This window comes from Synechococcus sp. W55.2 (assembly GCF_047461635.1).
Lineage (GTDB): Bacteria > Cyanobacteriota > Cyanobacteriia > Thermostichales > Thermostichaceae > Thermostichus.
In genome coordinates this window covers 1-11,783 of sequence record NZ_JANSHM010000080.1, presented here as the reverse complement: position 1 = coordinate 11,783, position 11,783 = coordinate 1, and the positions used below count along the sequence as shown (strand labels likewise).

Below are 11,783 nucleotides of genomic sequence, written 5' to 3'. Positions count from 1 at the left end.
TGGCCAGGAACTTCTTGAGTTTTCTCTATCTCGTCAGTGCTCTCTCTTGGCTCAAATGAAAGATCAACACAACCTAGGGCACTAAGAACGCCTGCCCCTGAGATTATGTATCATTTTTGCTTTGAGCGATGTTTTCCGCACTACAAGTTCCCCCGTGATCTCGTAAAATCACGGGCGAGGAAGGGTGCTCAGGCTTCTGTGGATATCACCCCACCGAGTGCTGGGGGAGCAGGGATCCCTGCGCGGATTCTCAACTACTCCACCTGCGCTGTCTCCGGGGATTCCGCCTGAGTTTCCGGGTGAAAGTAGCGGTAAATCTGCCGGGCAATCTTCGGGCCAATGCCGGGCACTTGAGCCAACTGGTCTTCTGAAGCCACCTGAATGCGGGCAATCGACCGAAATTCTTCCATCAGCAGCTTTTGCCGATACTTGCCCAAGCCGGGGATCTCGTCCAGCGTAGAGGCATGTTGACGCGCTTTCCGTTGCTGGCGATGAAAGGCGAGAGCAAATCGGTGGGCTTCATCTCGCAGGCGTTGCAACAACAAGCGAGCCGGATCTTGGGCCGGCAACCGCAAGGGCACAGGATCCCCCGGCAGAAAGATCTCTTCTTCTCGTTTGGCCAAGGCAATCACCGGCAGGTGATCCAGCCCTAAATCTGCCAAGACGGCCATGACTGCCGACAACTGCCCCTTGCCCCCGTCGATGAGCACCAAATCCGGCTGATCCTCAGGGGTCATTTTGCTGAAGCGACGCCGGGCCACTTCCGCATGGCTGGCAAAATCATCAGAACGACCGGGGCGCACCTCAGGGTTGCGAATCTTGTAGCGGCGGTAGTGCTGTTTGGCAGGCAGGCCATCGATAAACACCACCTGACTGGCCACAGCATCGGATCCCTGGATGTGGGAAATATCGTAGGCTTCTAGGCGACGGGGCACATCCGGCAAATCCAAGACCTCTGCCAAGCGCTCCAAGGCCACAGCATCCCGATCCGCCAGGCGCTGGGCGCGGGTTAGCTCCAGTTGGGCATTCCGCTCGACCAACTCGATCAACTCAGCTTTGCTCTGCCGTTGGGGAGCAATGAGGCTGACCTTGCGGCCTTTTTTCTGGCTCAGCCAAGACTCCAGAAAATCGTGATCGGGCAATTCATACTGGGTCAAAATCTCAGAGGGAATTTCCACCGGATCGCAGTATTGATAATGCTCTTGTAAAGCCCGCTGCAAGATAAGGCCTGGGTCGTCACCGCGGTTTTCGGCCACAAACCCCAGCCGCCCCACCAACTTGCCTGCCCGCACCTGAAACAATTGAATGCAGGCTCGTGAATCATTCATGGCCAAGGCCAGAGCATCACGGCTGACGGTAGAGTTAGGCAAAGAGACCTTCTGGGATTCTCCCAATTGTTCCAAACCGCGAATTTGATCCCGATATCGTGCGGCTGCCTCATAATTTTCCTGTTCGGCGGCCTGGATCATCTTCTCCTGCAGCTCTCGGATCAGCTCATCTGTCTGGCCTTGGAAGATCATGGCTACTTGAGTCAGCGTTTTGCGATACTCTTCTGGGCTGATCAAGCCTTGGCATACCCCGGGGCAGCGCCCAATGTCGTAGTTCAAACAGGTGCGATCTTTGTACAGAGGTTTGGGCCGTTGGCGCAAGGGAAAAATTCGTTTGACCAACCCAAGGGTATGGCGCAACAGGCCAACATCGGTGTAGGGGCCATAGTATTTGTCTTGATTCCGATCAAGGCGACGATGGCGGGTGATGTAAAGCTGGGGATAAGGCTCCGACCAGGTAATACACAAATAGGGATACTTTTTATCGTCCTTAAGGAGAACATTATAAGGGGGCTGATGGGTCTTAATCAGATTGTCTTCTAGGGCTAGGGCTTCACTTTCATTGTCGGTTACGATAAACTCGATCTCGCAAACCTGAGCTACCATGCGCTGAATGCGAGGGGACAGGTCGCCGGTGAAGCGGAAATAAGATCGCACTCGAGAGCGCAATTTCTTGGACTTGCCTACATAGAGGATCTGATCCGTGGCATCTCGCATTAAATATACGCCGGGTTCAGCAGGAATCTCCTTGAGACGGCTCTCTAGAACGTCACGGCTGTGAATCAGAGGGACGGTCATAAAGTTCAGTTCTACCGGGTAGAGTCAGGGATCCCATGACTTCAATCTAGCAAGGATATGGCTTTTCTCGGCAACACTGACTCCAACCCATGTGGAGACACAGTCATTCTGAACAATCATTCTGAACAAGTTTGGGAAGCTCGTCCTGCTTTCAAGCTCCAACCTGCTAGCACAAATGGCAATAGCTCGTCGCATCTCAGGATCAAAGTACCTCTTTTGACGGGTAGACCTACATGATTTGGGAAGGATAAGTTGATTTGTGATTAACATAATTTTGTCCAGAGTTCTGGTAGTTCATTTACATAAGATATAGCAGCAATGGAAAGTCGCTTAAGTTTATTAACTAGGGATATATTGACTTCTGAGACAATCTTTTGAGTAGATTCAGGTATAAATTGCCTGTGACAATCCTGGCATCGATAATGCTGCTTTCCATTATGGATCTTGTCGTATCTAAGTTAAAAGAATGACGGCTTGGGCAAGTCAGCATGAGCTTACTCAGAAACACGAAAAATCTAGGGTAATAGTATCATTGCTCCCAGAGCACCACCAGTATAGTCAATAGGGCAAGGGCTCCGTCCCGCTGGCGCGACCCGAATCTCTGAGCTCTATCCTTACAATTGAGCTCCTGGATCCTGGCCTATGTCTTGCTGCAGGGCGGCCAAGTCTATCTTTGGCTTCTGGGTCTTGACTTTTGTCGGCCTGAGGTCTTCTAGGTTCAGCCAGCGATAGACCGTTGCACGCCTGACTTTGTACATCTGTTGTACATCTGTGGGGTTGCCCTCTTCCTGGACATACCCTACGGCTGTCTCCCTACCGCAGTTCTCCACAGGGCCAGTTGCCAGCGAGCGGAGCCGGTGTGAGCTGGCGCATTCGCCCTAGCTTTCTCAGATCGTCCGCAGTCCGTCGGGGAAAGCTGCAGAAGAAACTCGAAAAATCTGTTCATGACGAGCTTTTTTGTCTTTACTTCGCTGAGCCGATTGCCCCAACGGTTGCCCTGTTGGCAAGAGCCAGCCGTGACTTGAGACTGCCCCCCCTTTTCCTGTCGGATTGGAGTGCGATATGCTGGTTTTCCACCTCTGAAAGCGTGATTTATTCCAAACTGTTTTTACTCCTATGAATCCCCATCCCTCTCAGGTCTCGGCCCCTATCCTGCAGGAAAACTGGCACTTTCAAGAGCGGGATGCTTGCGGGGTCGGCTTTTTGGTGAATCAGCAGGGGAGAGCCAGCCACGACCTCTTGCAGAAAACCCTTCAGGCCCTCACCTGTATGGAACATCGGGGTGGCTGTGGCGGCGACGGCCAGAGCGGTGATGGGGCGGGCATTGCAACGGCAATCCCCTGGTCGCTGTTGCAGGCAGAGAGGGAAGAAATTCGAGCTTGGGATCCCACTCACAGCGCGGTGGGGATGGTCTTTTTGCCTCAGGATCCTGCTGAGTGTCAGGCGGTGCAGCAGGTGATCGATGAGTACTTGACCACCACCGACTGGCAGCGGGTGGTTTGGCGGCAGGTACCGGTCAATCCCAATTGCCTGGGGCCGATGGCGCGGCAGACCATGCCCTCCATTTGGCAGATGCTCCTCACCCATCCCACGCTGGAAGGAGACGAGCTAGAGCAGCAGCTCTATCTGTTGCGGCGGCGCATTCGGCGGCGGGTAGAGGCTCGGTTTGGCTTTTATGCTCTGTATTTTGCCTCTTTGTCCTGCCGGGTTGTCGTTTACAAAGGCATGGTGCAATCGTCGGTTCTGGGCCAGTTTTATCGAGATCTGCAAAACCCCCTCTACACCACCACCTACGCCACCTACCACCGCCGCTTCAGCACCAATACCCTGCCGCGTTGGTCGCTGGCTCAGCCTTTCCGCTACCTCTGCCACAACGGCGAGATCAACACCTACCTGGGCAATGTCAACTGGATGGCCGCCCGCGAACAAACCCTTTCCCATCCCCGCTGGGGTACAGCGGTCGAGGATCTGAAGCCGATTATTGACCCGGGCACCAGCGACTCAGCAGGTCTGGACGCTGTGTTTGAGCTGTTGATTCAGTCGGGCTACTCCACTCAGCAGGCGATGATGGTGCTGATCCCGGAAGCCTATCGCAACCAGCCAGAACTGCAGAATCACCCGGAAGTGGTGGATTTCTACGAGTTCTTCGGCGGCCTGCAGGAGCCTTGGGATGGCCCGGCGATGGTGGTTTTCTGCGACGGCAAAACCATCGGGGCCACGTTGGATCGCAATGGCCTGCGCCCAGCCCGCTACGCTCGCAGCCGCGATGGTCTGCTGGTGGTGGCCTCGGAAGCTGGCGTGGTTCCTCTGCCGGAGACCGACATTTTGGAAAAAGGGCGGCTAGGCCCAGGGCAGATGCTGACGGTGGATCTGCAGAGCGGGCAAATCTGCAAAAACTGGGAGATCAAAACCCAGGTGGCAGCCCAGCACCCCTACGGCGAATGGCTCAAAGCCCATCGCGTTCAGCTCAGCACCCAAGGCTTTGAAAATACCCCTCACCTCTCAGAAGAACAACTGTTACAAGCCCAAACCGCCTTCGGGTACTCCTCAGAAGATGTGGAGATGATCATCGAGGAGATGGCGGCTACGGGCAAGGAGCCCACCTTCAGCATGGGGGACGATGCGCCGCTGGCTGTGCTGTCCACCCAGCCTCATCCCCTCTACGACTATTTCAAGCAGCGCTTTGCCCAGGTCACCAACCCTGCCATCGATCCCCTGCGGGAGAGCCTGGTGATGTCTTTGGATGTGTATCTGGGATCCAAGGGCAACCTGCTGGAGATCCGCCCTGAGCATGCCCGCCTGTTGCAGTTGCGCAGCCCGGTGCTCAACGAAGCGGAGCTGGCCGCTCTGCAGCATACCCCTTTTCCCTGCCACACGCTCCCGATTCTCTATCCGGTGGCTGCCGGCCCAGAAGGACTGGAGGTCCAGGTACGGGCCCTCTGCCAGCAGGCGGCTCAGGCAGTGCGGGGGGGAGCTGAGATTTTAATCCTCTCGGATCGCGGCCTTGATGCCGAGCAGGCTCTGATCCCACCTCTGTTGGCGGTGGGCGCCATCCACCATCACCTCATCCAGGAGGGGCTGCGCCTACGCGCTTCCCTGGTGGTGGAGACTGCCCAATGCTGGAGCACCCACCACTTTGCCTGCTTGATCGGCTACGGGGCCAGCGCCGTTTGTCCTTATCTGGCCTATGAAGCTGTGCGGCAGTGGTGGCACAAGCCCAAGACGCAAACCCAGATGGCTGCCGGCAAGTTGCCCCAGCTTTCCCTGGCCGAGGTGCAACTGAAGTACCGCGCCGCCATTGAGGCAGGGCTGCTCAAGATTCTTTCCAAAATGGGCATTTCTCTGCTCTCCAGCTACCACGGAGCGCAGATTTTCGAGGCCATTGGCCTGAGCCAAGAGGTGATCGATCTGGCCTTCCGCGGCACGGTGTCGCGGGTGGGAGGCATGACGCTGGCGGATCTGGCCCGCGAGGGCATGGTGAATCACCAGCGGGCCTTTCCCGAACTCACCTCGAAAAAGCTGGAGAACTTTGGCTTTATCCAGGCGCGGCCCAAAGGCGAATACCACATCAACAGTCCAGAAATGGCCAAACTGCTGCACAAGGCCATCGAATCGGGTCAGCCTGCCCACTATGAGATCTACAGGGCACACCTGCGCAGCCGCACCCCCACCGCGTTGCGAGACCTGCTGGATTTCCGCAGCGACCGGGATCCCATTCCCTTGGAGGAAGTGGAACCGGTGTCGGAGATTTTCAAACGCTTTGCCACAGGTGGGATGTCCTTGGGGGCCCTCAGCCGCGAGGCCCACGAGACCCTGGCCATTGCCATGAACCGCATCGGCGGCAAGTCCAACTCCGGTGAAGGCGGGGAAGATCCGGAACGATACCTCCCCATCACCGATGTAGGCCCAGATGGCACCTCGGCCCGCTTTCCCCACCTGAAGGGGCTGCGCATGGGGGACAACGCCAGCTCGGCGGTGAAGCAGGTGGCCTCGGGCCGCTTTGGCGTGACACCGGAGTATTTGCTCAACGCGCGGCAAATTGAGATCAAAATTGCCCAGGGGGCCAAGCCGGGCGAGGGCGGGCAACTGCCGGGCAAAAAGGTCAGCCCCTACATCGCCAAGCTGCGCCGCTCCAAGCCGGGGGTGACCTTGATCTCGCCGCCACCCCACCACGACATCTACTCCATCGAGGATCTGGCGCAGTTGATCTTCGACTTGCACCAGGTGAACCCCCAGGCACAGGTGTCGGTGAAGCTGGTGGCGGAGGTGGGCATCGGCACGGTGGCGGCAGGAGTAGCCAAGGCCAACGCCGACATCATCCAAATCTCCGGCCATGAAGGGGGCACAGGGGCTTCCCCCTTGAGCTCCATCAAACATGCCGGGGCACCTTGGGAGTTGGGCCTGGTGGAGGTGCATCATACCCTGCTGGAAAACGGCCTACGGCAGCGCTCCATCCTGCGGGTGGATGGCGGCATTCGCACGGGTTGGGAAGTAGTGATGGCGGCCATGCTGGGGGCAGAAGAGTTTGGCTTTGGCACGGTGGCCATGATTGCGGAGGGGTGCATCATGGCGCGGGTGTGCCACACCAACAACTGCCCTGTGGGAGTGACCAGCCAGAAGGAGGAGTTGCGCAAGCGCTTCCCCGGCACGCCAGATCACGTGGTGACCTTCTTCACCTTTGTGGCGGAGGAGGTGCGCCAAGTCTTAGCGCAACTGGGCTACCGCTCTCTGAAGGAGGTGATTGGACGGGTGGATCTGCTCTGTCCGCGGGCCGATGCCGTTCTGCAGAAAACCCCATCCTTGAACTTGGAGTGTCTGCTGCGAACTCCCCCCGGTTTTGATCCCAACACCCTGCCCGACTGGTTGGAGCATGAGCCGGTGCATTCCAACGGCCCGGTGCTGGATGAGCAGATCCTGGCTCAGCCGGAGGTGCAGAAGGCGGTGGAAACCTGCGGCACGGCCACGGTGGAGATCCCTATCGCCAACACCGACCGCTGTGTGGGCGGGCGCATTGCCGGAACCTTGGCCCGCTTGTACGGAGATACCGGCTTCGCCCAACAGGGGGGGCAGTTGGATCTGCGCTTTGTCGGCAGCGCCGGCCAGAGCTTTGGCGCTTTTACACTGGCGGGGATGCGCCTGACCCTGACAGGAGAAGCGAATGACTACGTGGGCAAGAGCATGTGTGGCGGCGAGATCGTCATCCTGGCTCCCCCTGAGGCGCCCCGCGATCCGGCGGAAAATGTAATCCTGGGCAACACCTGTTTGTACGGGGCCACGGGCGGATCCCTGTTTGCCAACGGCCAGGCGGGGGAACGCTTTGCGGTGCGCAACTCGGGAGCGCAGGCGGTGATCGAGGGATCCGGCGACCACTGCTGCGAGTACATGACCGGTGGGGTGGTGGTGGTGCTGGGGCGGGTGGGCCGCAACTTGGGGGCTGGGATGACCGGCGGCCTGGCCTATGTGCTGGATGAGCAGGGCGACTTTCCCGCCAAGGTCAACGGGGAGATCGTGCGCATTCAGCGGGTGCAGACAGCAGCAGCAGAGGCACAACTGAAGAGCCTGATCCAAGAGCACTATCGCCGCACCCATTCCCCCAAAGCGGAGCGCATTCTGCAAAATTGGGAATCCTATTTGCCTCTGTTTTGGCAGGTGATCCCGCCTTCGGAGGAGGGCAGCGAGCTGACGGATCCCTTGCGATCCCAGCCGCTGGCAGTGGAGTCTTAAGGATCTCTCAGAGCCTGCCGGTAACACTTCTTATCCCCACGACGGCCAGAGAGGCTGGTAAACTGCGAGAGTATACCTGGCCTTTTCATCCGCTTTAAATCACTATGAGTCCCAGTTTGCAAGCTGCTCAAACTCAAGCGCGAGTGCCCACCGAGACCATCCTAACGCCGCGCTTCTACACCACCGATTTCGAGGCCATCGGCAAAATGGGCTTAGGGGATCGAGAGGCCGATTTCCGGGCCATCCTGCAGGAGTTTCGCGCCGACTACAACCGCCATCACTTCGTCCGGGGTGAGGAGTTCAACCAAGATTGGGAAAGTCAGCTCGATCCGGAGGCGCGGCGGCTGTTTGTGGAGTTCTTGGAGCGCTCCTGTACAGCCGAGTTCTCCGGTTTTCTCCTCTACAAGGAGCTGTCGCGCAAGCTAAAAGAGACCAACCCCGTTTTGGCCGAGTGCTTTGCCCTGATGAGCCGCGATGAGGCCCGCCATGCCGGCTTTCTGAACCGCGCCATGGGCGACTTCAACATGGCCTTCGACCTGAGCTTTTTGACCAAGCACAAGTCCTATACCTATTTCGCGCCGCGTTTCATCTTCTATGCCACCTATCTCTCGGAGAAGATTGGCTACTGGCGCTACATCCTCATCTACCGCCACCTGGAGGCCCATCCCGAAGACCGCATCTACCCCATCTTCAACTTCTTCAAGAACTGGTGCCAGGACGAGAACCGCCACGGCGATTTCTTCGCGCTCATGCTCCTAAGCCAGCCGCGGCTGCTCAAGGGATGGGTGGCCAAGCTGTGGTGCCGTTTCTTCTTGCTGTCGGTGTTCGCCACTATGTACCTCAACGATGTGGGAGAGCGCCCGGATTTCTACCGCCTCATCGGGCTGGATCCCCATACTTATGACATGGAGGTAATCTACAAGACCAACCGCGAGGCGGCCAAGGTGTTTCCGGTGGTGTTGGATGTGGAAAACCCTGAGTTTGTGCGGCGGCTGCAGAAGTGTGTGGCCAACAACGCTAAGCTGAGGGAGATTGCCCGGGGATCCGGCCCCTTCAAGGGTTTGCGCAAGCTGCCCCTCTACTTGGATAACTTCTATCAGTTTTTGCGGCTGTTCCTCCTGAAACCTCGGAAAGCTGGCTTCTACCTGTGGGAGCAGCCGGAGCCCCGTTTTGAAGGAACGGCTGTTTCTGCTTGAGCCGTCTTGCCCTCAGCTTGGTACCCGTACAGCCTCATAGGTCAGCCATGAACATTGCCGCTGAGATTACGCCGCTCTTTTTGCTGGGAACGCTGGCCTTTTTGGGTTGGGGATTTTGGCGGGCTCGCCGACGGGGATCCTTGGCCGTCTGGGTGTGGTTGCAGGGATCCCTGCTGCTGCTGCCCTGGGTGGTCTTCCTAGGGCTGTTGCTGCTGGGAATCTACCTCAACTTTGCCGGTTTCCTGCTGCTGTTGCTGGTGTTTACGGGGCTCTACATTGCCGTGGGGCGCAAGACCCGCCAGTTGGCCCAGCAGGAGCTGCAGGCCCGTCGCGAGCAGTTGGCTCGTCTGGAAGAGCAGGGGGAAGCCCCTTCGGCAGGGGAGGCGCCTTTGGAAGCGCCTGCGGTTCTGCAGCGGATCTCGGCTGAGGATCTGCAGGCCATTCAGTCTATCTTCAGCCTGGACACCTTCTTCGTTACCGAGACCATACCCTACGGAGAGGGGGCAATCTTCAAGGGCAACCTGCGCGGGGAGGCGGAGGTAGTGGTGCCGCTGCTTTTGGGAAGGCTAAAGGAGCGGCTGGGCAGTCGCTACCAGCTCTTTTTGGTGGAGGATCCGGCGGAAAAGCCGGCGGTGGTGGTCTTGCCGGATCCCATCGTCAATTACCGCGCTTCCGTGGGGGCGCAGATCCTGGCGGGGGCGTTGCTGGTCTTCAGCTTCGTCGCCACGTTGGAGGTGGGGGCCAATCTCTTGGGCTTCCGGCTGTTGGATGCGCCGGGGCGCTGGGTGGAAGCCCTGCCGGTGGCGGCCGGGATCTTCGCCATCTTGCTGGTGCATGAGACCGGACACCGCTGGATGGCGGGCAAGTACGGGGTGCGCCTCAGCCCTGCTTTTGTTATCCCCAGCTTGGGCATTGGCACGCTGGGATCCCTAAACCGCATCCAATCGCCGGTGCCCAGCCGCAAGGCCCTCTTCGACATTGCCTTTGCCGGCCCGGCAGCGAGCGGGATCCTGTCGCTGCTGGTGCTCTTGGCTGGCCTGAAGCTCTCCGGCTCCGAGGGTCTGTATGTGCCCACGGAGATCTTCCGCAGCTCCATCCTGGTAGGCACCCTAGCGCGGCTGGTGCTGGGATCCCAGTTGCAGGCGGAGCTGGTTCCCATTCATCCTTTTGTTGCCGTGGGCTGGATTGGCCTGGCAATCACCGCCTTGAGCCTGCTGCCGGCAGGGCAGCTGGACGGGGGTCGCATTGTGCAGGCGGTGTACGGGCGGAAGACGGCGGCCCGCGCCACCTTCATCACCCTGATTGCCTTGGCGGTGGCGGCCATCAGCAACGTCTTGGCCCTCTACTGGGCGCTGCTGATCCTGTTCATCGCCCGCGAGCCAGAGCGTCCACCGCAGGATGAGATTACTGAAACCGACGGTCAGCGGGATGCTTTGGCATTGCTGGCCCTCTTTTTGATGGTCATGACCCTGTTGCCGATTGCTCCGGCCTTGGCGGGCTTTCTCAATTTCCCCAACGGCTGATGGGGTAGAGGCCCAGGATCCGCCGGCGAGAGGAGCTCACTGTGTCTGGACCGGGGAAAGGCTTTGGCCTAGGCAGAGCTGGAAAGGACAGAGGAGAGCACCTACAGCGTCTGTTGGCCCAAGCCGTTCGCCATCACCAGGCAGGGCAATGGCCACAGGCTGTCTCACTTTACCAGCAGGTGCTGCAAGCCCAGCCCACCCACCCCGAGGCACTGCACCTCTTGGGGGTCTGTCGGCAGCAACAGGGATCCCTGGACGACGCGATTGCCCTGATCCGGCAGGCCCTTGCCCACCAGCCCTGGTTTCCCGACGCCCACTTTAATTTGGGAATTGTTCTCAAGCAGGCGGGGCAGCTGGCGGAGGCGAAAACTCACCTGCAACTGGCCCTAGAGCAGGGGGGGCCGGACGCGGAAGTTTTGTACCAGCTGGGGCTGGTGCTGCGGCAGCAGGGGGATTTGGAGGCGGCCCTTGTCCCCTTGGGACAGGCCCTGGAGCTGCAGCCGGACTTTGCCGATGCCGCCTACACCCTGGCCATCCTGCTGCGGGATTGTGGCCGGGAGGAGGAAGCGGCGGAGCTGTTCTACCAACTCTGGCAAGCGGATCCCGCCGACTTGGCCGCGGCCCTGGGCTGGTGTGTTAGCCAGTTGCCCTTGCTGTACGCCTCGGCAGACCAAGTTTCCGTGGCTCGGGAGCGCTACCGCCAAGCCCTACAACAGGTGAAGGGCCGCTGGGAACACCTGCCGCGGGATCCCGAAACCCTGGAGCGAGCAGCTGCCGGGATCGGCTCCGTCCAACCCTTCTTTTTGCCCTACCAAGGCCAGAACGACCGCGATCTGCAGCAGCTCTACGGATCCTTGGTGAGGGACGTGATGGCGGCCCGCTATCCCCAGCCCTCCGTCCTCTGGCAGCGACATCCTGGCCGAGTGCGGGTAGGCATTGTCTCCGGCCTGTTTCGGGATCACTCCTTTTGGAAGATCCTGACTCGCGGCTGGGTAGAAGCCCTGGATCGTGCTCAAGTGGCCCTCTACGGCTTCCACACCTCGGTCATCCAAGATGAGGTCACGTGCTCCCTGCCCCCTCGTTTTGAGCACTTTGTGGCCGGATCCCGCAGCATAGAAGAATGGCAAGCGGCTATTCGAGAGCATGACTCTAGTCAATAATAAGCTCAACTATACTGAAAATAATGTATAATATGTTCAGTACGGATTACTACC

At 58.8% G+C, this 11,783-nt stretch carries 6 protein-coding genes; 4 read left to right on the top strand and 2 right to left on the bottom strand.

Features of this window, described 5'->3' with window-relative positions; all coding sequences use genetic code 11:
- Nucleotides 1-254: 254 nt before the first annotated feature.
- Both uvrC and NW828_RS12560 read right to left on the bottom strand, forming a co-directional pair.
- Nucleotides 255-2,126, bottom strand: a complete 1,872-nt coding sequence (gene uvrC / locus NW828_RS12565; RefSeq protein ID WP_414384211.1) for an excinuclease ABC subunit UvrC — start codon at nucleotides 2,124-2,126, stop codon at nucleotides 255-257.
- A gap of 614 nt (nucleotides 2,127-2,740) precedes the next feature.
- Complete coding sequence (locus tag NW828_RS12560; protein ID WP_414329292.1) at nucleotides 2,741-2,956, bottom strand: IS630 transposase-related protein; 216 nt, start codon at nucleotides 2,954-2,956, stop codon at nucleotides 2,741-2,743.
- A gap of 286 nt (nucleotides 2,957-3,242) precedes the next feature.
- Between NW828_RS12560 and NW828_RS12555 the strand changes: the two genes are divergently transcribed.
- From NW828_RS12555 to NW828_RS12540, 4 genes are all read left to right on the top strand, one after another.
- Nucleotides 3,243-7,850, top strand: a complete 4,608-nt coding sequence (locus tag NW828_RS12555; RefSeq protein WP_414384209.1) for a glutamate synthase-related protein — start codon at nucleotides 3,243-3,245, stop codon at nucleotides 7,848-7,850.
- 104 nt (nucleotides 7,851-7,954) lie between these two features.
- Complete coding sequence (acsF, locus tag NW828_RS12550) at nucleotides 7,955-9,046, top strand: magnesium-protoporphyrin IX monomethyl ester (oxidative) cyclase (RefSeq protein ID WP_414384208.1); 1,092 nt, start codon at nucleotides 7,955-7,957, stop codon at nucleotides 9,044-9,046.
- Between the two features lie 47 nt (nucleotides 9,047-9,093).
- Complete coding sequence (locus tag NW828_RS12545; RefSeq protein ID WP_414384207.1) at nucleotides 9,094-10,569, top strand: site-2 protease family protein; 1,476 nt, start codon at nucleotides 9,094-9,096, stop codon at nucleotides 10,567-10,569.
- A 41-nt stretch (nucleotides 10,570-10,610) separates the two neighbouring features.
- Nucleotides 10,611-11,729 carry a tetratricopeptide repeat protein gene (locus NW828_RS12540; protein WP_414384206.1) on the top strand — a complete coding sequence of 373 codons (1,119 nt, stop codon included), beginning with the start codon at nucleotides 10,611-10,613 and terminating at the stop codon, nucleotides 11,727-11,729.
- The last annotated feature ends 54 nt before the right edge of the window (nucleotides 11,730-11,783 follow it).